The sequence below is a fragment of the bacterium genome, assembly GCA_037128595.1.
Classification (GTDB): domain Bacteria; phylum Verrucomicrobiota; class Kiritimatiellia; order CAIKKV01; family CAITUY01; genus JAABPW01.
The window spans coordinates 44,049-69,168 of sequence record JBAXWB010000016.1 but is presented as its reverse complement, the minus strand read 5'-3'; the positions used below and the strand labels follow the sequence as shown (position 1 = coordinate 69,168).

General features: G+C 58.1%; 22 protein-coding genes. 8 read left to right on the top strand and 14 right to left on the bottom strand.

The genetic code is table 11. The annotated features are described in order from the left end of the window. Positions 1-60: 60 nt before the first annotated feature. Both WCS52_11250 and WCS52_11245 read right to left on the bottom strand, forming a co-directional pair. On the bottom strand, positions 61-840 hold the full coding sequence (locus WCS52_11250) for an MBL fold metallo-hydrolase (protein MEI6167761.1): 780 nt from the start codon (positions 838-840) through the stop codon (positions 61-63). Between the two features lie 237 nt (positions 841-1,077). After that, positions 1,078-2,229 (bottom strand): FAD-dependent oxidoreductase, encoded by a 1,152-nt coding sequence (locus tag WCS52_11245; GenBank protein MEI6167760.1) that lies wholly within the window; start codon positions 2,227-2,229, stop codon positions 1,078-1,080. Between the two features lie 121 nt (positions 2,230-2,350). On the opposite strand from WCS52_11245, the gene WCS52_11240 reads away from it, so the two are divergent. Then, the gene (locus WCS52_11240) at positions 2,351-2,974 is read left to right on the top strand and encodes a hypothetical protein (protein ID MEI6167759.1); all 624 of its coding nucleotides are present in this window, start codon (positions 2,351-2,353) and stop codon (positions 2,972-2,974) included. On the opposite strand, the gene WCS52_11235 is transcribed toward WCS52_11240, so the two are convergent. Next, positions 2,938-3,699 carry a biotin--[acetyl-CoA-carboxylase] ligase gene (locus WCS52_11235; protein MEI6167758.1) on the bottom strand — a complete coding sequence of 254 codons (762 nt, stop codon included), beginning with the start codon at positions 3,697-3,699 and terminating at the stop codon, positions 2,938-2,940. The genes WCS52_11240 and WCS52_11235 overlap by 37 nt on opposite strands. 188 nt (positions 3,700-3,887) lie before the next feature. On the opposite strand from WCS52_11235, the gene WCS52_11230 reads away from it, so the two are divergent. The 6 genes from WCS52_11230 to WCS52_11205 all read left to right on the top strand — a co-directional run bounded on the left by WCS52_11230 (position 3,888) and on the right by WCS52_11205 (position 10,036). After that, positions 3,888-5,009, top strand: coding sequence for a tetratricopeptide repeat protein (locus WCS52_11230; GenBank protein MEI6167757.1), 1,122 nt, complete (start codon positions 3,888-3,890; stop codon positions 5,007-5,009). 15 nt (positions 5,010-5,024) lie between these two features. Next, positions 5,025-5,588: a CvpA family protein gene (locus WCS52_11225; GenBank protein MEI6167756.1), complete on the top strand. Its 564-nt coding sequence runs from the start codon at positions 5,025-5,027 to the stop codon at positions 5,586-5,588. Further along, complete coding sequence (dnaG, locus tag WCS52_11220; protein ID MEI6167755.1) at positions 5,576-7,417, top strand: DNA primase; 1,842 nt, start codon at positions 5,576-5,578, stop codon at positions 7,415-7,417. Before WCS52_11225 ends, dnaG begins: the two co-directional genes overlap by 13 nt. A gap of 96 nt (positions 7,418-7,513) precedes the next feature. Next, positions 7,514-8,455 (top strand): D-alanine--D-alanine ligase, encoded by a 942-nt coding sequence (locus tag WCS52_11215; protein ID MEI6167754.1) that lies wholly within the window; start codon positions 7,514-7,516, stop codon positions 8,453-8,455. Continuing rightward, a complete protein-coding gene (locus WCS52_11210) occupies positions 8,445-9,317 on the top strand; it encodes an FtsQ-type POTRA domain-containing protein (GenBank protein ID MEI6167753.1) in 873 nt (290 codons plus the stop codon). Before WCS52_11215 ends, WCS52_11210 begins: the two co-directional genes overlap by 11 nt. A gap of 5 nt (positions 9,318-9,322) precedes the next feature. Next, positions 9,323-10,036 (top strand): glycosyltransferase family 2 protein, encoded by a 714-nt coding sequence (locus WCS52_11205; protein ID MEI6167752.1) that lies wholly within the window; start codon positions 9,323-9,325, stop codon positions 10,034-10,036. 93 nt (positions 10,037-10,129) lie between these two features. Here the strand turns inward: WCS52_11205 and WCS52_11200 are convergent, their stop codons facing one another. Genes WCS52_11200 through WCS52_11185 form a run of 4 tightly spaced genes read right to left on the bottom strand, consistent with a single transcriptional unit; the run spans position 10,130 to position 13,736 of the window. Beyond that, positions 10,130-10,294, bottom strand: coding sequence for a DUF5989 family protein (locus WCS52_11200; protein MEI6167751.1), 165 nt, complete (start codon positions 10,292-10,294; stop codon positions 10,130-10,132). 9 nt (positions 10,295-10,303) lie between these two features. Continuing rightward, entirely contained in the window at positions 10,304-12,133 is a 1,830-nt protein-coding gene (locus tag WCS52_11195) for a carbamoyltransferase (GenBank protein MEI6167750.1), read from the bottom strand. Beyond that, positions 12,133-12,537: a hypothetical protein gene (locus tag WCS52_11190; protein ID MEI6167749.1), complete on the bottom strand. Its 405-nt coding sequence runs from the start codon at positions 12,535-12,537 to the stop codon at positions 12,133-12,135. Before WCS52_11190 ends, WCS52_11195 begins: the two co-directional genes overlap by 1 nt. Before the next feature lie 8 nt (positions 12,538-12,545). Beyond that, positions 12,546-13,736 (bottom strand): O-antigen ligase family protein, encoded by a 1,191-nt coding sequence (locus tag WCS52_11185; GenBank protein MEI6167748.1) that lies wholly within the window; start codon positions 13,734-13,736, stop codon positions 12,546-12,548. A gap of 60 nt (positions 13,737-13,796) precedes the next feature. Here WCS52_11185 and WCS52_11180 point away from each other — a divergent pair, with 60 nt between their 5' ends. After that, on the top strand, positions 13,797-15,191 hold the full coding sequence (locus tag WCS52_11180) for a glycosyltransferase family 39 protein (protein MEI6167747.1): 1,395 nt from the start codon (positions 13,797-13,799) through the stop codon (positions 15,189-15,191). Between the two features lie 304 nt (positions 15,192-15,495). On the opposite strand, the gene WCS52_11175 is transcribed toward WCS52_11180, so the two are convergent. The 7 genes from WCS52_11175 to WCS52_11145 all read right to left on the bottom strand — a co-directional run bounded on the left by WCS52_11175 (position 15,496) and on the right by WCS52_11145 (position 24,935). Next, a complete protein-coding gene (locus WCS52_11175) occupies positions 15,496-16,452 on the bottom strand; it encodes a transposase (GenBank protein ID MEI6167746.1) in 957 nt (318 codons plus the stop codon). A 279-nt stretch (positions 16,453-16,731) separates the two neighbouring features. Beyond that, entirely contained in the window at positions 16,732-17,940 is a 1,209-nt protein-coding gene (locus WCS52_11170) for a PQQ-binding-like beta-propeller repeat protein (protein MEI6167745.1), read from the bottom strand. 13 nt (positions 17,941-17,953) lie between these two features. Next, a complete protein-coding gene (locus WCS52_11165) occupies positions 17,954-19,069 on the bottom strand; it encodes a RidA family protein (GenBank protein ID MEI6167744.1) in 1,116 nt (371 codons plus the stop codon). Next, on the bottom strand, positions 19,035-21,341 hold the full coding sequence (locus WCS52_11160) for a hypothetical protein (protein ID MEI6167743.1): 2,307 nt from the start codon (positions 21,339-21,341) through the stop codon (positions 19,035-19,037). Before WCS52_11160 ends, WCS52_11165 begins: the two co-directional genes overlap by 35 nt. Next, a complete protein-coding gene (locus WCS52_11155; protein MEI6167742.1) occupies positions 21,338-22,720 on the bottom strand; it encodes a DUF1501 domain-containing protein in 1,383 nt (460 codons plus the stop codon). The genes WCS52_11160 and WCS52_11155 overlap by 4 nt, the downstream gene beginning before the upstream one ends. A gap of 5 nt (positions 22,721-22,725) precedes the next feature. Next, the gene (locus WCS52_11150; GenBank protein ID MEI6167741.1) at positions 22,726-24,321 is read right to left on the bottom strand and encodes a DUF1553 domain-containing protein; all 1,596 of its coding nucleotides are present in this window, start codon (positions 24,319-24,321) and stop codon (positions 22,726-22,728) included. 86 nt (positions 24,322-24,407) lie between these two features. Next, on the bottom strand, positions 24,408-24,935 hold the full coding sequence (locus WCS52_11145; protein MEI6167740.1) for a hypothetical protein: 528 nt from the start codon (positions 24,933-24,935) through the stop codon (positions 24,408-24,410). Between the last annotated feature and the right edge of the window lie 185 nt (positions 24,936-25,120).

The window sequence follows — 25,120 nt, the reverse complement described above, 5'->3', positions numbered from 1 at the left end:
TTCTTAACACTATAATTTTCGCGCCTAATTAATTATCGCATGCGAAAGATAAAACCCATTTCATTCCTCCCACAGCTCGCTCACCCGATCAGAAGGTGCCACCACCACGCGAACGTGGGAATGCCCCTTTTCCTTCAATGCGGCCGTAACCGTTTGCAAGGCGAGTTCAGGTGAATTACATTCCGAACTCAGGTGGGCGAGAAACACGGCTTTAAGATGAGGCCCTGCGATTTCCGTCAGCAATTCGGCCGCATGCTGGTTGGAGAGATGACCCTGCCGCCCGCTAATCCGTTGTTTGAGATGCCAGGGACGATCCGCATCCTTCAGCATCTGCTCGTCGTGATTGGACTCCACCACGAGCACATTACACGCCCGCAGCCGCTCCCGAATCAAGCCGGTGACCATGCCCATGTCGGTGACCACCCCCACGCGGGTTTCGTCACAGCGAACGATAAAGCCCACCGGATCATAGGCATCGTGAGGGACCGAGAAGGGATCAATCGAGAGGTCCCCAATTTTAAAATTGGCGCCTGTTGAAAAAACATTCCAAAGCAATTTTTTGCCAGCCCCGACCCGGGCCTCGATCCCTTCAATCGTGGCGTGGTTGGCGAATAGCTGGACCTTTCCGCCACGATGCAACACCGCCAGACCTGAGGTGTGATCGCTATGTTCATGAGTCACACAGATGGCATGAATGGACTCCACGGAGGTTCCACATTCAGCCAGACGCAACCCGGTGGCGCGCCCGCTCAATCCGGCATCAATTAAAATGGCCGTTGATCCGGATGCCACATAAGTGCAATTTCCGCCACTTCCGCTTCCCAGTACACATACTCTCATTGTGCTTTTCACGATATTTGATACCGTGCCCCGATGTCATTAGAAAAAAAATCATGCTGGTCGTGCCAGTATTGCCAATTGGGCGGCAACGTTTTTCCCTGCGGCTGCAAATGGTTCATGGAACACGGAAAAAGCACCGATGTCAAAGATGTTCCCAGCGCCATCGTCGACGTCGGATGCAAACTCTGGAAGCCCAAACCTTCCCCGTAACCCCTCCCGCCTCTTACATCTCACGTCTTACGTCTTCTTCGCCTTCTTCACTTCGGCGGCATACGAATCGAAGCCTTCCCGTGTCCCGATCATCTGCACGCCAACGGGAACCCCGTCTTTCACGACCAATGCCCGGATCAGCGTTTCGGTGGAGCCATCCAGGATCTGTTCTTCCGAACCGGCGCAGGACACCTCGCCAATGGCATAGATTTCAAAATTCTTGGAACGGAATGTCAGGGGAATGGTTTCAGGTTTATACGGTTGTCCCGCCCGACCCTGTAAGGCCGCCATCAGGTTGAGGGCCGCTAACTTTCCCTGGGCCGACGCCTCTTTCATGGAACAGCGGGTGACGCCTTCAAACTGAATCATATCGCCAGCCCCATAACAATGCAGGAACGGACACCGCAGGGTCTCATCTACTAACACGCCCCGCTCGCAGGCGAGTCCGGCCGCGATCGCGAGGGTTTTATCCGGTCTGGCCCCGATGGACACCAGACACACCTCCGCTTCCAGGGGCGCCCCGTTATCCAACCCCAGAGTCACCGAAGCGGCTCCCGGCTTGGCAGAGGCAATGCCGTGTCCCAGTAACACGCGGATCCCGCGTTCCTCCAGGCCGCGCAACAGGGCTGATGACGCGCGGGCGCCGAATTGGGCAGGCATCAACCGGTTCATCAACTCGACAATGGTCACGGACATTCCCGCCTCCACCCCGTGCAACGCCGCCTCGATCCCGAGAATCCCACCCCCGACCACCACCAGCCGCTTGCCCGGTCCTAGACGGCCGCGAATCGCCTCGGCATGCGGCACATTCCATAGAGGCCAGATAAAGCCGCCCCCGTCTTTTACAAACGGAGGTAATACCGGGATACTGCCAATGGCGATGACGAGCCCGTCAAACGATTCCACGCCCTGCGCCGTGGACACACGGAAGTTCAGGGGATCGAGTCCGGAGATTTCTGTCGCGAGCCTCAGTTCGATTTTTTGCTGGGCATACCAGTCCAGCGGCTTGATTTGAATGGCCGGGAAATCAGCCTGACCAAACGCCAGGGCCACCAGTCGTGGACGGTAATAAGGGACCACGCGTTCATTGGAGAAGAGCGTAACGTCCGCGCCGCTCTCACGCGCTGCCTTGGCCGCCTCCACCCCTGCATGTCCTGCCCCGATAATTCCGATCTTCATTCGCATCCTGCTCCTTAATGGGGGGTGACTATGCAACGACTTGCCCCGAAAGGCAATATTTCTGAGGAACTCAAGGAGGTTGAGCCTTGAAATCCGACAAGAAACTGGCTAAAAATGAGGTATGAGCGATAAGAGCCAAGTACTTATCAGCGGAAAAAAAGTGGGCGAGACGGCCATCGTCCAGCTACGCCTACATGATCTCAGTCAGCTTTTCAATCTAATGGATCCATCGCCGTTCATTGACAAGGATCTGGACGCCGACGCCGAAGCGTTCATCGAAGGTTGGGCGTTGGAATTCCCCGTCAATATGCCCATCACCCTGGTCGTACATCTGGGGCAACCGCCGGTCCTGGGCGGGCCCGACCCGCGCCGGTTCACCGAGCTTGCGGTCCGGAATTTCTTCCACAGCAAGGCGGATACCACCCGGCGTGAACTGCGGCAACTTATGAAAACCGGCCAGATCAGCCTGATCATCGGCGTGGCATTCATGGCCTTATGCCTGACCTTGAGCAAGGGCCTCGGGCGGGAATTCCCCTTCTCCACCACCGCGGAATGGTTGAGGGAAGGCCTGGCGGTGGGATGCTGGGTCGCGATGTGGAAACCCATCGACATCTATCTGTACGGCTGGTGGCCCGTCCTGCGACGTCTGCGGGTTTACCGGAAAATGAGCCGCCTGCGCGTGGAGTTGAAAATCAAGGAGCCACCGGCTCAGAGTGCCACAACCTCCCCGGCCCAAACGGTTTGAATCGTCCCGTCCGGGAGGCGTAGCTGCAACTCACCCTCTTCACCAAATCCGGCCAGGGTGCCGTGAAGGCGGCGTTCCCCATCACGGACCGCCAAAGGCGTATGAAGGCCGCCGCACCCTTGCATCCACCGCTCCCGCAACCCGGAAAATCCATTCCGGTCCCAGCAGGCAAGCCAGGGGGGCAGATGGGTGGCAAGCAGAACGGCCAGGACCTCCTCGACATTCCATACCCGGCCCGTTTCATTCCTCAGGGAGGTGGCCGGCTGGTCGATCAAAGCCAGTTCACTGGCCGTCATGTTGATATTGAGCCCGACCCCGATCACCACCCCCTCCGCCCCGGCCCGCTCCGCCAGCAGGCCGGCGATCTTACAGCCCTTGACCTGGATGTCATTAGGCCACTTGAGATTGGAGTGAACCTGAAAGGTCTGAAGCATCTCGTCGACGGCAATGGCCATGGCCATGGTCAGGGAGGGCAGTCGCCCCGGCTCTGCCCCGGTCCGGTGAAATAATGAGAAGAGCAGATTGCCGCTGGATGAGGAAATCCACTTCCGCTCCAACCGTCCCCGGCCCGCGGACTGGGTCCTCGCCGCCCAGACGGTCCCCGAGGGTAGCGCCGGGATCAGGTCGACCTGATCCAGCAAACGGGTATTGGTCGAGTCTAGCTGATCAAACCACTGCACCAGAAACGGGCCGTACATTTTATCCTGTTGTACCGGGTCTTGCACTTGAGTCATCCTTATCGGGTTCTTGTCTTTATACTATTTCCCGTTCCATGGGGAGTTTTTTGGCAGGGTAGACGCTACATTTGCATTTCCGGCTCTCTCTAAATCTCCGCGCCTCCGCGGTCAAGTTTTCTCGTTATTGCCATCCCGCAGGGGCATGGTATAGTCCTGACAAAGCACGGAATTCAGACATGAAAAAGCACATCTTCAATTCACTCACGGGCGCGGTTCTGGTCATCCTGTTCCTGACCGGCTGCGGGCATGACCCCGTGGCCTCCGCCATTAAAGCCATTGAGCAGGGCCATCTTCAAAAAGCCGAGCAACTCCTGGTTCAGGCCTTGCAGGAAGATCCTTCCAATCTCAATGCACTCATCAACCTCAGTATCGTGCAGCTGAAAAACGGGCAGCAGGACCAGGCCCTGGCGGGCTTCCTCCAAGTAGGGGAACAAATGCCAGATGATGCGCGACCACTGGAATATGCGGCCAGTATTCACATGGAGAACAGCCGCTGGCCCGAAGCGGCCGCCCTGCTGACCGAGGCACTCCGGCGTAGTCCCCGCTCCCCCAGTGTCCAGACCGCCATCGCCCTCGTCGAATTAAATACCCTGGGCGCCCCGGCCGCCCAGGACCGGTTAATGAAGCTGATCGGGGACATGCCCACCTATGCGCCCGCCCTGTTTAATCTGGGCGTGATCAACCGGGACTGGCTTAAGAACCAGAATGAATCGAAAAAATATTTCCAGCGCTATCTGGCCCTCGAGAAAAACGATTCCCACACCGTCATTGCGCGAGTGGTCATGACCGAAAAAATGCGCAAACCCGCCCCCTCCGCGGCCCTTCCCCGGAATCCACAAGTGGCGGCCGAAGCCTTTTCCCAGGGAGTCCGTCATCATCAGGCGCGCAATTACGATAAGGCCATCGAGGCCTACCAGCGCGCCCTTCAAAACGATCCCACCCTGGTACGCGCCCATTACAATCTGGGGCTGCTCCTCCGTGACAAACGGGATCTGGCGCAAGCCCGCATTGAATTTGAAGCGGCGCTGGCCGTTACGCCCGAAATGTCCGACGCCCGCTACATGCTGGCGCTTGTCATGATTGATCAGGGGCTGGAAACGGAGGCGGCCCGGCAACTCACGACCTTGACCCAAAAGGCGCCGCGCCACGCCGAAGCGCATCTGGCACTCGGGCTCCTCTACAAAAAAGACCCCGCAAAAAAGGAACTTGCACGCAAAGAGTTCAATACCTACCTCAAGCTGGATCCGAACGGAACCTCCGCCAAGGAAATCCGGAACTGGCTGAAATACCTTCAATAGCACGGAGGCTGTATTATGCAAAACCTAGGCTTCACCATTGCAGATGTGATCGGGATTGGCGTCATCCTGATTGGCGTCATCATGGGATTCCGACAGGGCCTCTCAGGGCAGATGGCGATGGTCCTCTCCGTCCTGTCCGTCACGGCGGCCCTGGTCAACGGGTTCACCCCGACCCGTGACTGGCTGGTCTCCCAGTTTGCCATGCCGGCGGAACTGGCCCGGCTGGCCACCCTGATCCTGCTCGTCGTGATTCCCATCCTCACCGTCATGATGCTCTACGCGTTCCTTCGCTACATGCTCAAAATCACCTTTACCACCTGGATCGACCGGCTTGGCGGCGCCATTGCCGGCGGATTAACCACGGCCGGACTCGTCCTGCTGGTTTTTGTGATTTTCAATGTCCTTCCTGAGGACCATCGTCCGGTAGCGATCGGCCAACAATCATGGATCGCCCGCGAAGTGCTTGGCGCCGAAAACGAGCTCATCAAGAAGCTCACCTCGCGGGTGGAAACCGGCGAGGGGATCATTCAAAAAGCCCGTCAGGAACGCGCCGGCAAGCGCGAGAAATGGGAAGAATAACCGTTCCCATGGCCGGCCTCATCTCTAAATCCGTGTTGGACGATATCCGCTTCCGCTGCGATATTGTCGATGTCATTGACGCCTATCTCACCCTGCCGCAGAAGGGGAACATCATCAAGGCCCTCTGCCCCTTCCACAAGGAGAAGACCCCCTCCTTCAACGTCAACCGGCAACGCCAGATCTTCCATTGTTTCGGCTGTGGCGCAGGCGGCGATGTGTTCAAGTTTGTGATGCTTTACGAGCATGTCGACTTCATTGGCGCCATCAAGATCCTGGCCGAAAAAGCCGGCATTCCCCTTCAGTTCGAAAAGGGCTCGGAACCCTCCGCAGACAAGGAAATCCTGCTGACCATCCATGAAGAAGCCGCGGCGCTTTTCCACCGGCAGTTGTTGCAGAACCCTGATGCCCTGATCGCCCGGGAGTATCTGAACAAACGGCAGCTCACGACGGAAGTCATTGAAGACTTCATGATCGGCTACGCCCCGGATTCCTGGGACTTTCTCCTGCAGTGGGCGCTCAAAAAGGGCCATGCGCTTCAGAAACTGGATCTCGCCGGCCTGCTCATCCGGCGGGAGGAGGATCGCGGCTCCCAGCCCTACTACGACCGGTTCCGGGGCCGGATCATGTTTCCCATCCGCAATGAGCAGGGCCGGATTGTGGCCTTCAGCGGACGCACGCTGTTGCAAGACCCGAAGGCCGCCAAATATGTCAACAGCCCGGAAACCCCGTTATTCCGGAAAAGCCATATCCTCTATGCCCTTGACCGCGCGCGCCGGGAAATCGTTGAAACCCGCGAGGCGATTATCTGTGAAGGCCAGATTGATGTGATCCGCTGCCATCAGGCGGGATTCAAAACCGCGGTGGCCGCCCAGGGCACCGCCTTCACAGAGGATCACGCGCGCATGCTGAAGCGGTACGCCGATGGCGTGGTACTGGTGTTTGACTCTGATGATGCCGGACGCAACGCCGCGCTCAAGGCGTCTGCCGTCTTCATGCAGATGGGACTGGCCGTGAGGGTGGCCAGCCTGCCGCAGGGCGAGGATCCGGATTCGCTCATTTTGAAGCAGGGGGCGCCCGCCTTCGCCAAAGCCCTCTCCCAGGCGGTCCCTGCCATCGACTTCCAACTGAACCTGTTGTTGAGCCAGGAGGACATCCGCTCCGAAGTGGGAATGATGAAGGTCAGCCGGGCGGCCCTGGCCACGATCAGCCAGAGCCCCAACGCCATCCAGCGCGACGTCCTGGTCCAGACCGTGGCTCGGCGGCTGGGCGTTTCCGCGGATGCCCTGAATGTCGAACTCCGGCACCTCCGGCGAAATGCCCCGCCCCCTGCCCCCGACACCGGCACCCAGCCTGCCCCCGTCCAGCGGCCGGTCAGCGAAGTACTGCTGGCGGAACATCTTGGCACCAATCCGGACCTGGTCACCATCATGGAACTCTTTCTCCCCTTCACCATGATCACCGACCCCACCTGCCGCGCCTTTCTCGAGGTGCTGCGGGATAGTTCACGGGAAGGCGTGGATGTCATGCAACTGCTCACGGAACGGGACGATGCGGATCGCAACCTGTCCACCTTTGCCGCCCAGGTCCTGAGCGCCCCCCACAAGGCAGGACTGGAAGGAAATGACCGCCAGGCCGTTGAAGGCCTGATCCTGGGAATGTGGCGCACTGAACTGCAGACCCGGCGTATCCAGGTAGAACAACAGCTTCACGCCGCCACGGATGACCCGGCCCGCGACGAACTTTCAGCGCAATGGGCTCAACTCACCACCGATATCAACCGTTTAAAGCGCTGGGATACCGGCGAGGCCGTTCTAAAACTCTATATTTAACCCCGCCCGCCCCCAAGCTCCCCTCATAATTTTCTTGTGACAAGCGGCGCCAGCCGTTATTTAATAAACCGTCAATTTTTAGTTTCAGGATAAACCGTGAAAGCAAAACCCGGACAATTTAAAAAAGTCGCCGTCCTCAAGGGCGGGCCCTCTTCGGAACGCAGCATTTCCCTGAAGTCCGGAACCGCGGTGGCCGGTGGCCTGCGGGCCGCAGGCTATGACGTGATTGAAGTGGATGTCACAGGCCGGTCCCTGGAGCTTCCTGAGCCCGTCGACGCCGTATTTGTCGCCCTGCATGGCGAGTTTGGCGAGGATGGCCAGATCCAGGCACTCCTCGAGGCCCGACACCTCCCCTACACCGGCTCCGGCCCGAATGCCAGCCGGATCTCTTTTGACAAGCGGCTAAGCAAAGCGGTGTTCGTACAGGCCGGTATTCCGACCGCGCCTTACGAGACCCTTGGCCCGGCCGGACACCTCACCCTCCCCCTGCCGATTGTGGTCAAGCCGCCCTGTCAGGGCTCAACCATTGGAATCTTTAAAGTCAGCCGCCCGGAGGAATGGGCCGCCGCGTTTCGTGAATCGCTCCGGTATGACGGCGAAATTATCGCTGAAGCCTTTATTCCGGGGCGTGAATTGACGGTCGGCATCGTGGGCCAGACCGCCCTGCCCGCCATCGAAATTCTGGCACCGGACGGCTGGTACGATTTCGACGCCAAATACAGCAAGGGCCATTCCCGGCATCTCTGCCCGGCCCCCCTGGATCAGGAGATAGCGGACCGAGCCCGGGCGATTGCCCTCCATACCTTTAACGCGCTCGGTTGCCGGGGCTTGGGTCGGGTGGACTTCCGGCTGACCGAATCCGGCGAATTGTTCGTATTGGAACTCAATAATATTCCCGGCTTCACGGAAACCAGCCTGCTCCCGGAGGCGGCGCTCGCGGCGGGAATCGGATTCCCTGAGCTCTGCCGGCAGATTATGGAAATGGCCACGCTGGAATCGAAGGTCTCACCGCCTGTGGGAGGACGCCATGTGGTTTAAGCAGAAGGATGGGGCGGATTCGGATAAAGGGCGCCGTGGCGATTCCTCGAAAATCAATACCCGGCGCGACCAGCGGTTGAACGACAAAAAACCGCCCCTGCCGAAAATCGTCTGGATTCCACTGGCAGGCGTCATTGCCATTGGCATGGGGGCCCTGCTGACCTGGAAACTCGGGGCCGTGCTGTTCTGGGAAAACCCGAAATATACGATTCAAAAGCTTGAGATTCATATTGAGGGCCCTACGATCTCCCCGGCGCATGTCCGGGAGTATATGCGCATTGGCGAAGGGACCAACCTGTTTTCCTCAAATCTGTATTCCCTGCGTTCCGATTTCCTGCGCAAGGCCCCCATCGCCAAATCGGTCAAACTCCAACGCCATCTCCCCGACACGTTGATCATTGAGGTCGTCGAGCGGATCCCGCTTGCCCGGTTGGGCCGCTGGGGCACGCTAGCCGTGGACCGCGAGGGGTGCGTGTTCAATCTCCGGGCGGGCGGCCGCGATTATCCCGTGATCACCGGCTCCGAGGCAGGCCTCAAGCCCGGCGCCCGCGTCGACCAATCGGCCATGAATGCGATTGAAATCATCGATCTCTGTAACCGGTCGAAATTGGGAGAGCAGATTAAAATTGCCACCCTTGACGTGAGCACCAAAGACTATCTCGAGATGCACCTGACGGCGGGCGAAAAGATCAAAGTCGGGTGGGAAAACATGGATCAGAATCTTCCCGATCTCCGGCAAAAGGTCGAACACAAACTGGTCACCCTGGCCAGCGCGTTGCGCGCCTCCGAGGAACGCGGCCGCCGCCTGGTGAATCTGGATCTCACTTTTTCCGACCAGTACATCCCTGCACAGGAGTATTAACCCCTATGAACGTTTCCATTGTGGCTCCGGTCTATAACGAACAGGACAATGTGTTGCCCCTTGCCGGAGAACTGCACAAACTCCACAGCGTGATTCCCAATCTCGAAGTCCTGCTGGTCGATGACGGCAGTCGCGATGAGACCTGGGCCCGCATTCTGGAAGCGCAAACCCGCTTCTCAACGGTCCGGGGCATTCACTACGACCAGAACCGCGGCCAGAGTCATGCGATGCTTGTCGGGCTCCAGATGGCGGCCGGCGACATTCTGGTGACCATTGACGGGGATCTTCAGAATAATCCGGCCGATATCCCCCGCATGCTCGAGGAACTCAACGGTTATGACTCGGTGTGCGGGTTCCGGGCCAAGCGCAAGGACACCTGGGCCCGGCGGGTGGGCTCACGCCTCGCCAATCGCGTCCGCAACTGGGCGACCCATGATGGCATCCGTGACACGGGCTGCAGCCTCAAGGTGTTCCGCAAGGCCTGCGTCAGCGACCTGCCGCATGTGGAAGGGGTACACCGCTTCATGCCTGCCTATTTCAAACTCAATGGCCGGAAAATCAAGGAAGTCGCCGTGGATCACCGCGCACGGACCATGGGGGCCTCGAAGTATACCAACATGAAGCGATTGCCCCGGACGATTTTCGACCTGTTCGGCTTTGTCTGGTACCGGAAACGCTACCTGCTCCAGCTGGATGCCAGCTTGATTAAGCGGTCGTGAGCCCCCGGCGCCGACAGAGCGGCGCCCTCCATTAAAAGAATTTCACGTTCCTGAATGGAGGGTTTTGCTCTGTCAAAACCTGTTTTATCAGACTTAGAACAGCGTATAGATGAACGGTGCCACGGCCTGGCCGGCGACGATAAAGATTCCCAGCAGGAGGAGAACCAGAACCACCGGGATGATCCACCAGGCCTTGTTATGCCAGGCAAAATCCCCAAACTCCTTAAGCAACCGTCCCAGATGTTTTAAAAAGCGCATGGGTATTCCTTAATCTAATGCGTATTCCGTCCGCCAATTGGCCTTGTCCTGCCAGGGCGGTTGTTCTTTTTTCGACAATATAAATGAGCCCAGGACCAGATAATCCATCTCGGTCCGCATGAAACAGCGATAGGCATCCTCCGGGGTCGACACAATCGGCTCACCCCGGACATTGAATGAGGTATTGATGATCACCCCGTACCCGGTCTGTTGGTCGAAGGCCTTGATAATGGCGTAATACCCGGCATTACTCTCCGGCGACACCGTCTGCACCCGGGCCGAATAATCCACATGCGTAATGGCGGGAATATCCGACCGCACCTGATTGATGCGATCCCGGATCGAAAGCCGGCCGGCCTCCTCCAGACCTTTGCAACGCGCTTTTTGGACCTGTGCCACCAGCAACATATAAGGAGACGGCCGGTCCAACTCGAAGTAGTCACTCACCCGTTCCGCCAGACAGGCCGGAGCAAAGGGCCGGAACGATTCCCGGTATTTGATCTTCAGGTTCATCACCGACTGCATTTTCTGTGAACGGGCATCCCCGATAATCGAGCGCGCCCCCAACGCACGGGGCCCGAATTCCATCCGCCCCTGAACCAGTCCAATGACATTTTCCGCGGCAATGAGCCGGGCAATCTCAGCCGCCCAGGGCTGACGCTCGAACTTGTGGCCGGGATAGTGATTCGCCTTGAGAAAGGCGTCCACGGCCGCATCCTCAATGTCCGGCCCCAGGAGCGAGCCCTTCATGAAGTCATGCACATTGTCCGCCTGACGTGGGTGCTGCTTGACCTGGTAAGCCACCATGAGGGCCGCCCCCAAGGCGCCCCCGGCATCCCCGGCCGCTGGCTGAATCCAGATGTCCTTGAAAATACCTTCCCGCAGAAGTCGGCCATTGGCCACGCAGTTCAGCGCCACCCCGCCCGCCATACACAAATAATCCGCCCCTGTGATCTTCTTGGCGTGACGCGCCATGCGGATCACAATTTCCTCGGTCACGACCTGAATGGAACGGGCAATGTCCATTTCACGCTGGGTGATTTCGCTCTCGGAGGAGCGGGCCGGCCCGCCAAAGAGCCCGGCAAAGGCGTCATTGGTCATGGTGAGCCCATCGACAAACCCGAAATACTTCAAATTCAGCCGGAAGGAGCCGTCGTCACGCATATCCAGGAGATTGTCCCAGATGACATCCACATACTTCGGCTCGCCATACGGCGCCAACCCCATCAGTTTGTACTCACCTGAATTGACACGGAACCCGCAGAAATAGGTAAAAGCCGAATAGAGTAACCCGAGTGAATGCGGGAAATGTAAATCCTGCAGGATCTCCAGCTTATTGCCATCGCCCAGGCCAATGGTGCTCGTGGCCCACTCCCCCACTCCATCCAGCGTCAGGATCGCGGCTTTCTGGAAAGGAGACGGGAAAAAGGCACTGGCGGCATGGGACTCGTGATGCTCGGGGAAGTAGATCGGCGGAATGGTTTTCAGCCCGCACTTCTCAAGCGCTTCCTCGATCTCCATGGGGATCCAGAGCTTCTCCTTGAGCCAGAGTGGTATGGCCATCATAAAGGAGGGTAAGCCCGCAGGCGCCGTACTGAAGTACGTCTTTAAAATCCGTTCAAACTTGCGGATGGGTTTGTCATAAAAGGTGACGGCATCCAAGGTGCCGCCGCGCTTTTCAAGTTCTGCGAGGCAGTACTTGACCGCATTCAACGGGAAATTGGGGTCGTGTTTTTTCCGGGTAAACCGCTCTTCCTGCGCGGCGGCGATGATTTCGCCGTCACACACCAGAGCCGCCGCAGAATCATGATAGAACGCGCTGATTCCAAGAATATTCATCAGAATTGCCTCTTATATTCTTCGAGATTCGTAACCGGCTTGCGGGGGACCCAATAGGTGGGCGCATCCGTCGGGAATTTCCGGCACATCGGATCAATCCCGCGCACCATCAAGATCAAGCGCCCGGGCAGAAACACGAGGAAGAATAGAGGCACCAGCAGGACCCAGGTGATGACTAGTCCCGCCCACTTCCCGAACCAACGCCCGAACTGCTCAATCCGGTTGAACACGGGAGGAATGAATAACCCGGAAATGAGTAACACCCCGCTGACGCCCCACAACACCTTCGCGGCTATCAGCTTGCCCACCAGAAAGAAAACCAGTCCGACCGCCGCCGGGACCCCGGTCTGAATCAACACCGAACTCAATGCCGGTTTACCTTTAGATTTTTCGTCCTGCTTCATAATGCGCGTCACTTTACTGACTCAGACTTGCTGTTGCAAGCTCCTGTTAACCCCATGAGAAAAGCATAAATAAAGACCAGTTCGGTGTCTCCAAAATTATACTCGACCAGGCCATTTAACAAAAGACCGACCAGCAGGGTAAAAGCCACCCACGCCACCCCGCGTTCCTCCAGCGTTCTCCCCCGGACGCGCCTGATCCAAGCCAGTTTATTGAGCAGCATTTTCGCCATCCAGGCCAGATACAGCGCCAGCCCCGCCCAGCCTGTCTCAACCAGCACTTGCGCCCAATTGGCATGCAGGTGATTCCGATTTGGCTCCACCCGTTTGAACACCTGCCGCATCTGATCGTTGGTCAAACAGCCGTAGCCTAGCCCGGCCGGGTGTTCCTGAATCAAGGTGGGCGCAATTTTAAACCACATGGTCAACCGGCCACCACCCTCCACATTAAATTCCCGTTTCAATTGACCCATCCGGGTCTGAACCGGCGGAAGGGCGCAAAAAATCACCACCCCTATCACCATGACCAGCCAGGCGCGCCACCGGAGCTGCATTAACACCATGATGCCGATCAGAATCAGCGCGCAGAACCAGGAGCCCCGCTTGAAGTTGATCAGCAACCCCGCCACCTGCGCCAGCAGGAGCACCCAGCCCCACCAGGGGATGGATCGACGATCCTTAATCGCCATCACTAGAACCAACACCGTCCCCACAACGCCCAGCATCAGCATCTGGCCATCCGTCATCGATCCCTTATCAATGAGCGCCGTAAGGTAATCCGGTACCGGCTTGAGCCCGGCCAGAATCGGGTAGAGCACGAGATCCTTGACCCCGAGTACCGCCGCTCCCGCCAGAAACGCCGCGATCACTTTCCAGTCACGCCCCGGCCGGTTCACCAGTGAAGCGGTGACCGGGATCAGGATAAACCAGCCTAGCCGGCTGACCCGCCGCCACAGTCCCGCCGCCTCCCCGTGGCTGGCGGAGAGAATGACTGCCAGGACAATAAAGGCCACCGCCCACATGCTACCGGGCGGACTACGCCACACAATCTGTTTCCTGAAAAGGCCCAGGAGGAAGAGGCCCAGACAGATGCCGGCGAACAGTTGTCCCAGTGCAATCGAGAAGGTGATGGCGAAGAGCGTCGCCAGCAGGGCGGCAAAGGCCCGTTCCTCGATTGTTTTCCCGATGTGCGTGGTTAACATATCCCAGAAAATTAGTGCAAGCCGACTCCAGATGCAATATCTTCCAACGCACCAATCCTTATGAAACGACGATTTTGGATCTATGCGTTGCCGGTCCTGCTCCTGCTGGCGGTCACCCTGCCTCATCTTGAACAGGGCGATTTCCGGATTGAAACGGCGCATTATGCCGCCGTGGGGCTGCAAGCCTGGCAGAACCCGGCCCTGTTCTGGACACCGCACGAACATCCCGCCGTCCCCTATTTCAACAAGCCGCCTCTGGTATTCTGGATTCACGGTCTCTTCCTGCATCTGTTTGGCATCACCCTGGCCGCCGTACGCCTCCCTGGCATATTCGCCGCCGCAGGATGCGTGATCCTCACCATTGGCATTACCCGCCGCCTGTCAGGAAGAGCCGTCGCCCTGCTCACCGGGTGCATCATGGCCTTGAGCTATGAATTTTTCCGCCGCTCACGGGAAATCTGTCTCGATATGTGGCAACTCCTGTTCATGCTGGCCGCCGCCTGGATCTGGATAGCGGCCGCGAAAAGCCCACACCGGCACCTGTTCTGGCTCGCAGGCCTCCCGCTAGGTCTGGCCCTCATGTGCAAACCGCTGATGGCGCTCATGCTGCTCCCCATTCTTCTCGGCTGGCTATTGATCGGCAGACAACACCGAGAGCGGCCCTCCCTCATTCCGGTGCTGACCGTCATGTTTACCGCCCTGCTCGTGGCCCTGCCGTGGCACGCCTCCATGATTCACCTCTACGGCGACCGTTTCGTCCAGCAATACTTCGGCCATGAAGTGGTGGCCCGGCTGCAGGGATATCGCAACCGCGAGCCCGTCTGGTATTACGCCATTGAAATCGGGCGGTCCTATTGGCCCTGGATGATTGCCCTGTTCGCAGGCCTGTTCCGCTGGTGGCAGGGACCCGTCTCCCGGCATCACCGCCAGATGCTTTGGATGGCGTCGGTATGGGCAGGCCTCTGGGCAGTTAGCCTGACCCTGTTCCCGGACAAGCGGCCCCGCTATGAACTCCCGCTTTACCCCATGCTGGCCATGATCTCGGCTTATGGGATCGCCACCTGGGGCTGGCGCCCCCTGCGTCACTGGTACCGGTGCGGCCTCCCCCTCACCGCCCTGCTGGTCGTGGCCCTGAGTCTGGCCATCCACCTCCTGCCCATCCAATTCCAGAAGCCTCCGGAAAAAGATCTGACCGCCTTAGTGGAGTGGGCCCGGTTGCAGGATCGAACGTGTGTGGTATCTGCCGCCATGACCGCCATTGACGAAAGCACGGTGTTTTTAAAAGCCGGCTATTGGCCTACCCCGCTGCCGCTTGCCCCGAAACCACTCAAGCCCGGCAGTCTGGTGATCTATTCCGATCCCTTCCCGTGGAAGCCGCCGGCCTCGGCTAAACCGGTATTCAATCAGGGCCCCTATCACGTTGTCGAAATTTCCTCACTTCCGACCAGGAACTAGCACACGTTGGTTTTCATGCATAAGTGACGCCGCCCCTATATGCCGAGGTTTATGCCCATAATGCAGCACAGTGCGGGCTACATGACAAGTGCAAGCAAACAAACTTTCCCGCCCCGACGGGACAAGCCCGTCGGGAGCGCACATCCACTGTTGCCGGCTTGCCCGCCGGGAACATATCCCCCTGTCGGCTTGCCCGCCGGGAGCATATCCCCCTCTCGGCTTGCCCGCCCGGGAGCATATCCCCCTGTCGGCTTACCTGACAGGAGATTATGATTATCCCCCTGTCGGCTTGCCCGACAGGAGATTATGATTTCCCAACGATACGGCGGATAACGTCCAGGTCATACTCGCTAAACGTGCCCACATAAAACCCGTCCTGCCACACCCGGCACCCAAGCGCCTGCGCCAGACCATTCTGCAAGGCAAGCGCAATCTCCTCCGGTGTCATCTCGTAATTCCCCCGCACAGCCGCATGCACATGATCTGGCATCACCGCCAGCGCCGCAATCTGGCAACCCGTCCGTTCTGCCACGACAAAAACGGCATCACGCAGTAGCCCCAACTTCACCGGATTCGTGATTCTCAACCGATCAGCCACGACCAGCACGACATGCAGGTTATACCAATATCGCCCGCTGCTCGAGGCGGCTGGCTCCGCCAGGACAACCTCCGGACACGCTACGGTGAATTCGCTCATAATCCTCTCAAACCGCGGGTCAACGAAACCTTCCTTGCCGACCTGTCTATGGAGATACCCCGCCACCTGCGCGGTGATATTCTCGCCGAGGCTACGCAAGGACACCTTGCGGCTAAATTGCACCGGTGTTCCCGCTTTTCGCAGGGCATGCTGGAGCCGACCCTTCACCCGCATCGTGAAAAAGGTTGGGCTGATCGCAGGGGTGACACTGAAGAGAAGTTGGATTTTTTCGGCGGTGGCGTGTGGTTCCATGAGCCGGAGTCCGTCCTGCTCCCACAGGGATGCTAGGGAGCGGGCGATATCAATTGCGGAAGGCGGCAGGGAGGTTCCCTCCTTTGGCCAACCCGTCCAGTCGTAGCGCAGCGAGAAGGCGCTGGAGAGGTTATGGGCGGTATAGCGGGGCGGTCGTGTAGCCAAGCCCATTTTCAGCCCCGATGGGACAAGCCCATCGGGAGCAAGATCCACCCTAGCAGGCTTGCCGCCATCGGGAGCGTTACCCTCTCCAGCGGGCTTGTCCCGCTGGAAGGGAAGATGATTTTGCGAACCATATAAATCCACTGACATAGATTTATATATAGTATTTTACTAACTACTCGTCACCTATGAATAACGTCACTTTGCCAGCTCGCCGGAAATCCAGAATTTTGGTTTTCTCGACATCTTGGGCCAATAGGTGGAGTCGCCGTCGCCCCCCAAGTGATCGATCCACCCAGAAACGCCATGTGCAACCGGTGGCTGACGTCAACGGCGGCCGTTTAAGCGCAACACTATGGACACGTTCGCCGGGGACGGCGAACGCCACCTAGTTACGCCCGGAGTGATAAGAGGAAGTTTAGGGATGGATCACCGGCCGATACAATAAATGCCGGCCAAGGTCCGGATGTAGAGACAGGTGCCGTCAAATACCGGGGAACTCCGGAAGGGTTCCAATACGTTGCGGGCCACTTCCTTCCCGCCCTCATCCAGATCAAACACCACCGTCACGCCTTTATCGCTGCTCACAAAAAGACAGTGTCCGGCCAAGGTCACGCTCGGATAACAGGTGCCGCCCAGTTCCAGTTTAGTTTCGTTCAACACCACACCGGTCAAGGCATCGATCGTGCTGAACACCCCTTTCTGGTTAACCGCATAGAGGCGGTCCTTATAAAACACCGGTGACGCGTAATAGCGATCCGCCGCCGGGCTGGTCTGCCAGAGGGTTTCAACTGTAAGTGGCACAGATATCGTGCTGGGAAGGCGGATGGCTTTCCCGCCATTCTCCACGAAATAGACTTTGTCCCCCTCCACCACCGGCGCACAGTAGTCCAGCTTGGAGACCGAGCGGGCCAGTTTCTTGCCATCAGCGAGGTTCAGGATATCGCCCTTGGGGGTGATCACCACATCGCCGGCTCCAATCCGGGCGGCCACAGCGGTGCCCCATCCAGGCGGTGATTCGGTGGCCCACAGCGTGTTCCCAGTCGAGGCATCCAGCGCAGTCATTTTAAGCACATGCACGAGGAGCGTTCCGCCAATCAGCAGCGGGGAGGCACTATGCCCCCATTGATGGGTCGGCCGCTCCACCAGCCGGGCCCACACCCGGGTGCCATCTAATTCGTAGCAGGCCGCCACCCCATTCCCGAACACCACATACACCCGACGTCCATCGGTGACCGGCGTAGGAGACGTGAATCCTGCGACGTTATGGGTCTTGGGCGAGGTATTTAAATTGGTGTAGACTTGGCGGGCCTGCTCAAGTTGAACCGGAGAAAGCACGTCCTCATATCCATTCGTCTTTTGCCAGAGAATCCGGCCGCTGGCGGCCTCCAGACAGATCAACGTGGCGGGATCCGCACAGACTACTAAACGGTCCTTGATGAGCAAGGGCGTCGCATTGGAGAAACGGGGAAGCCGCGTATTCCACACCACATTGCTGGTGCTCGACCAGGCTAGTGGAGGTGTGGCCGTAGGATAACGACCGGTGGCATCTCCCCGCCACCCCATGGAACTTCCGGCCAGCCCTGGGAGCACCATAACCAGCCACATGGATACCACGATAGAGAAAATACGCTTCATAAAAATTTGTTTCCTAAACTTTGACGGCATCGACTTCCAATTCAAACAATAGATCATGACGACAAACATCCGCATGCGACAAGGCGAGAGGAAATCCAGGGAGGCCACGGGTTCGCGAGATAGCGTTAAAGGTGGTGCGATCCGCGATATCCGCAAAATACGCAATCCCCCGGGTGACATCCCGCCAGGTCATTCCCCGTGACTCCAGCAAAGCGGCCACCACATCAAGAGTCCGCTCGATCTGCCGGGCGGGATCCCCCTCATATTGGGATTTCCCCGCCGGATCAATGCTCGCCGTACCGGAGATCAGCAAACTGCGGCAGGAGGGCAACTGGATCTCCACCGCACGGCTGAAGGAACTGGCGTAATCCAAGGCCGGATTCTGGAGGGGAGAAGGGACCGCCTCGATCCGGACCTCCGCCGATTTGGGTTGAATTGCCAGCAAGTCACAGGTCAAGGCCGCGCCCCAGGGATTGGTCGCGCCAATCCCGGTGCTGGCCGGGACCAGTTTCTGGAATACCCCGCGCTCTTCAAAAAAACGCGTCCGCACCTCATTGAAACCCTTGTACCAATCCAGCAGGTGATCCAGATAGAACCAGGTACGTACGGTATCTGTAAACTGGAAGCCATTGGTCCCGAGCATCCAATCCAGCATTTCCAGAACGGCGCGCGTCTGCCCTTCGCGGGAAGCGGTCAAATCCAACGGAATCACCCCGCTCAAGCGGCAGTAGCGGGCCTGGTCATCTTCATAGACCACCCCGACATTGCGCCCGTCCTGGCGCAGGGTTAACAACTCTACCCCCGTGATTGCCGTCGCCTGAACCGAGGAAATCCCCCCTTCTTGAAGGCCCGCCTCCTTGTGCCGCAACAGGGTCCCATCCTCCTTCAGATACGCCTTGCCCAACGCCTGAAAATAGGGGTCACCGGCAAACACAAAGCGGTGCACCGGACGGATCTGATCCGTCATCAGTTCGTCATGCAGCCACTGCTCGAGACCGACCGCATCCTGGCCGCAGGCCGTCAGAACGGTTTCCGTACGGGAGGGCAGAATCACCCGTGAGCACACGGCATCAATGGGGCCGCAACTGAGAACTTTATTTTCGATTCGGGATTGAGTTTGTTTTGGCATGGGCGGGAGCCTGTTGAGGCGGTTCAATAATCTGGTAAGGCACAGCAGGGATCAGACTAATCAATTGGCGCTTGATCATCAAGGGTTTCGGGACCTCCGGGACCAGGATTTTCTGATCCGCAATAACCGGATTGGTACTCACCGATTGAGGCGGGGTATTGGTTCCCAGCACCGCGGCCTTCACCTCCCGGTCCCGGGCGGCCTTGGCCTCGGCTTTTGCCCGTTCAGCGGGCGTGGCCTCCATCTCCACCGGCATGGTTCCCGATATGATGAGATTGCCGACCAGATTGGAGACGACCTTGCTTTCGGTTCTCACCACCACCATCGCTGAATCCTTGTCTGGGGGAATATTGGCATTCCGGAACGTGATCCCTTTAGGGGGATCGATCAGTTGGAGCCGGATCGGCCCCTCAAAGCCCGGCTGCCGGATCGCCTCTACCCTGAACGATACTTCCTTCCCCCGCAGCAACTCCCAATAGGGTTTCAGCGGAAATTTCGGAATGACCCGGAAGGGAGCATTGGTCCCCGTGACCATCACCGTCTCTTCACCAAACGGAACCAGATGCTGATAGAGAAAGGCCTGCATCAGGTTTTCTGCCGGCACGCCCCGGCGAACCACAGGCTTACCCTCTATCACAGCCGTACCGATCAGATGGGGCACCATCGTGGCAGGTCGCGGCCGGGTGGCTGTCAAGGTCATGCAGAGTTTGTCGGTATTCGCGGGGATCACAGAGCCATCGAGAACCAGCCCGTCGGCCGGCGCTTCCAACCCCAGCTTGATCTCCCCGGAGAACCCATCCCGCCGGACCACATAGGCGGTCAGTACAACAGACCCGCCTTTGGGGATACTCACCGCGGCGGGGGTTACGCGTAACTCGAAATCCGGGCGGGGCGGACTGATCCGGAGCCGGTAGGCATACTCTACCCCACCCCGTCCCTGCATATCCTTGAGGGTCACCAAGTAAAGACCGTCTTCCGGCAGGGTAACCATGAGCGAGGAGTCTGACTGATGTGTCAGCCGCCCTTCGCCCCGGTCTTTGGCATCATCATTCTCCGCAAGTTTCTCGCCCTTCTCGTTCGAGAGGACCAGCCCCGAGTCAAGCGGCGACCCCAGTCGGCGGGCATGGACATCCATCACCACGGCCTGTCCTTTTTTTCCATCAAAACAATACACGCGCCGCTCATCTGGCGTAAGCAGGCGTCCGTTGATCACCACCGGGAGTACCACCTTCAGAGGGGGACCGGCGGGCCGGGCCTCCCCATCCATGAGTTCTGGCAGATCCTCAGTCATAAAGGGGACCCGGTTGGAAATCAGGCCGCCGCCATTCGTCACGGCGAGCATCACCGGCGCCGGATGGGGTGGCGGCATGACCGAATCAAGCGACTCACCAGGAAGATTTTTGCCCATCAGGCTCACGTGAACCGGGCCCGCCCCGCACTGGGCACCCAGCGGGAAAATACTGGTGATGTAAGGCAGTGCCCCAACTTTCATCCGATAAACAAAATCCTCGCGCCCCCGATACAGGGTATCCCGGATTGTCAGCACATAGGATCCATCCGCAGGGATCTCACAAAACAACACAGGGTCCTGACTGAATTGAAAGTTGTCGGCCACGCCGACTTCCACGCCATTGGACTTCTGGAGTGTCACAATGGCCTGAAACCAGCCCGGCACTCCATCGGCAATATACGGCACCAACGCCCGGGTGGCGACTTCCACCACCATCTGCTGGCCTTTTTTAGCATTGAAACTGAAGCTATCCACATCACCGGGCATGATCTGGCCATTCAACACCGCCGGCAGGGCCGGAATGGCCAAAGCCGTTTTGGCTTTGTTATTGGGTTCCACCTCGGCCAGTTCCTTAAGCTGACCCACCTGAAAAATCAGTTTATTGGAGAGTCCGTCGGGAGTGACCAGGCAGAACTCCACATCGCCGGGGGCCGCATTCGAACTGATCGTGGCCTTGAGGGTAATCGCCTCATCAATGGCCGCTTCATTTTTCTTCTTTTGCTTTTTCTGTTTCGCCTCTTTCCCCTCATAGGGATCCGCCGACTTGATCACCTTGAAGGAGACCCCATTGCCGGAAACGAGCACAGCGGAAGTTCCGTAAATATTCTCACCGCCCACCTGAACCTCCACCGAACCGCCCCTGGCTCCGCCCGCGGGATACACATAGCCGATGTGGGGATTTTTGACCGCCTCACGCTGGGCCAGCCCCTCCCCGGCCATTCCGATGAACGCCAACCCTATAATGACCGCGACGATTCTCACATGATCTCCCTTAACAAGCCGCCCGTTTCCTTTTCCGGAATCGCATGATTCGCCAGAGGCGACACCACCACGTCCAACCCCTGCGGGTGGGGCAGTTTGGCCAGGGGATCAATACCTAGCAACTCATACATACTCCCCATCAAGTCCCACGGATAAATGGGCCGATCAATGACGGTTTCGCCCCGTTCATCCGTCTTCCCGACAACCGAGCCACCCCGGAAGCCGCCCCCGGCCACAAGGGCGGAAAAGGCCTTCCCATAATGCCCACGTCCCCCATCCCATGGCGGTTCCCATTGGATTTTCGGGGTTCTCCCGAATTCGCCACTGACCCAGACCAGGGTGCTGTCCAGTAGCCCGCGGTCAGAAAGATCCTGCAGCAAGGCCGAAAGCCCCTGATCGAGTTCGGGCAGCTTTTTGCCCATCGTCTGAAAATGTTGCTTGTGGGTATCCCAGCCCTGGTGATTGATCGTGATGAACGGCACTTCCCGCTCCACCAGCCGGCGGGCGAGCAGACAGGACTGCCCGAACTTGGTCCGTCCGTAGCGGTCCCGGAGTTCCGGCTTTTCATCGGCAATGGCAAACGCCTTCCCCGCCGGACCCAGAATCATTTCGTAAGCCTGTTTCTGGCTGGCCTCAACGCCCTGGACCCCCGCATCCGCCTGCAGGGTTCGCGCAAAACTATCGATTCCTTTCAGCAGGTCACGCCGTTCCCGCTGGCGCGCGTCGGTAATGTTTTCAGCCACAATCCCCTCTACCGCGAAAGGATCACGACCGGGATCACCGCCCGTTGAAAACGGCTTGTATTTGGAACTCAGGAAGCCGGCCTCAGAGAAACGCCCCTGCGGGGCCGTCAACGTGATGTAGGGCGGAAGCATGCCCTTGTAGCCCCCATTCGGCCCCTTGAAGTAGGAGACCAGGGAGCCAATCCCGGGACACACGGGGCCTCCATCCGATTTCCGGCCCGTCTGCACCATGTAAGCCGCCGTCTCATGGCTGTTATTCCCATGGGTCATGCCGCGCAACAAGGCATATTTGTCAGCCATTTTGGCCAACTGGGGCAGCATCTGACACAGCTCGATGCCCGCCACATTGGTAGCCAGCGCCTTCGTGTACGGTCCGCAATAATCCCGGCCGGCTCCCGGCTTGGGATCAAAGGTGTCCAGATGCGATGGCCCGCCCCAGAGCCAGATCTGGATGACAGACTTCGCCCGTTGCTTTCGCGTCACGGCCTTCGGAACCCCGGCTTCGCCCGCATTTGCCCGGGTATTCAGCAGGCGGCCCAGAAACAGTCCCGCCAGCCCCAGCGCGCCGTACCCGAGAAAGTCACGTCGTGAAACAGCTGTTCCCACCATGTCATTTGGAGCGTGTTGTCGTTTCATAGAGTCTAGTGTTTCAAAATAAATTCCTTGGAATTCATCAGAGCCCAGGCCAGGTCGTTAACAGAGTCGTTAAAATTTCGTTTGGGCGACGTTAAATAGGATTCAGCGATCTCCGATTCAGGAGCAGAGGGGAATCGGGAGAGAACTCTTAAATAAAGCTCCTCAATCAGCTTCTGGTTTTCCTGCTTAAGCACCTGGGCATCGGGCTTGGCGATCGCCTTCTCTCTCGCGGTAATCAGCTGCCGTATTACCCAGCTTTTCTCGATCTTCTTCTGGATATGGCTGGAGTTCAACAGGTGTTGCGCCTGAAACACCGAGGGCGCGGAGACCCGTTCAGATTCATAGGAGGTGTTGCGCGAAGGACGCCCGAACAATTCCAGGAAAGGAAGCTCAATGCTCCCGTCGGCCAAACTGATCGCACGCTGATCATCCGGCAGGAACGTAAACGGTTCAGGGATACTGCTGGTATATTTATCACCCGATCCGGTGATCTGGTTGATGGCATCCAGTAAAGGCTCCGCCTCTATCCGGCGGATCCGATAGTGCGAAAACCCGGACCCATCGGAGGCATTCCGTCGATTAGGCACCGAAGAGAACTGATAGACGCGCGAGGTCAGGATGAGCCGGTAAATAGGCTTGATATCAAACTGATGTCCCACGAACTCCTTTTCCAGGAAGGTAAGAAGCTCCGGACTCCAGGGCGGATTGGACGTCCGCATATCGTCCGGTTCATGAACAATGCCGCGCCCCAGCAGCCAGTACCAGGTCCGGTTCACCAGGGCACGGGCAAACCAGGGATTCTCCGGGGCGGTCAGCCAGTGGGCGAATACCGCCCTGGGATCCTGATCCGCAGGAATATCAAATACCCGGCCGTCCAGCGCCATGGGCTTGACCGGCTTGCCATCGGCAGGATTCACCAGCTTCCCGTCCGGATTAAAAAAGACAATCTCTTCCTTCCACTCGTCGGTCCCCTTGTACCCGATTTTGGCAAAAAACGCGGAGAACCCCAGAAGCTGGGATTCTGACAGGCCCAATGCCGACAGGCGCACCCCCATAAAGACCAAGGCGACATTGTCGGCAATCGGCCGGGGTGAACGATCCTGGAACGCGCGATAGAAATTCGCAGGAGGCGCGCGGAAATTACTACCGGAAGCGGTCAATAACTCCCTGACGAACTGGTCGTAGGGTTTGTTGGCGCGAAAGCTTTCACGAACCCAGCGATCATAGGTTTGAACCGCATTGGGCCAGAGGTTACTGGGAAATTCGGACTTTATCCGCAACAAATCCCCCCACTTCAACCCGAGATACTCGGCAAATTCAGGCCGCTGAAGCAGCAGGTCGATGCATTTATCCCGCTTGGCAGGATCCTGATCCGCGAGAAACCGCCGCACCTCACCCGGTGAGGGCAACGTCCCGATCGTATCCAGAAACACGCGCCGGATGAACACCTCGTCCGTGCACCGGTCAGAGGGCGGGATCCGCTTGGCCTTTAAGGCCGATAACACAATGGTATCGATTGAATTTGTCCGCTCAGCCCCCTGCACCCAAGGCAGGCAGGCGCCTACCATCAGCCAAATGATTAATGGCACTATTTTGAGCATTCAAACCTCAATTGATTAAATAAATCCGCGGATATGATCTATTAAACGGAAGAACCGCATCGTTTATTGTAACCCATTCCATATTTCTAACGATTTCGCTGATGCCGCCATACCGTAATAGCAATCCACAATATCGGCAGGAGGCCCCAATAGAGCATCATGAGCCCCGGACTTTGCCACCAGTTCATCCCATTGAAATGCCAGTCTGAGAGGGGGAAAAACAGGGGCGTCTGAAACCGGCCCGAGCCGTGCGAGAAACTGTCCATGAGAATGTGGAGCGGCCACGCCAGGGCGGGAATGAACAGTGGGCGGGCCATCATGCGAAGCATAAGCAAGAAGAGGCCGGCGAAAATCAGGCTATGGGAGAAGTGGTAGAGCACGAACACGTAGGATGGCAGCGTTTGAAAGGACGGCGAGTCCCCTTGAATCCACATATGGCTGAAATAAACCCCGATTGAAGTCATATCCGGTAGGATTCCGAACCCAGCGGCCGCCCAGAGGGTCCTATCCCGCAGCGAGGAGCGGCGGAGCGCCGACCAGCCTATACGGCCGCCAGCCAATCCGCTGCGGCTGAACAGCGTCACCCCATACAATGCATGTGCCAGAATGTCCACGATCGGCGGTCTCCTTGTGCAGGGAGGGGATATTAGACGTACAGTCTCCGTGAAACAAGGTTTCTCCGCCCACCCGGCGAACACCACCTCGCCCAGATGAATAAAAAACGGCACACTTCCGTCTATACGGGTATAAGCGATCATGGTAATGTTTATTTCTGACAAACCGATCATCTGGGAGATTA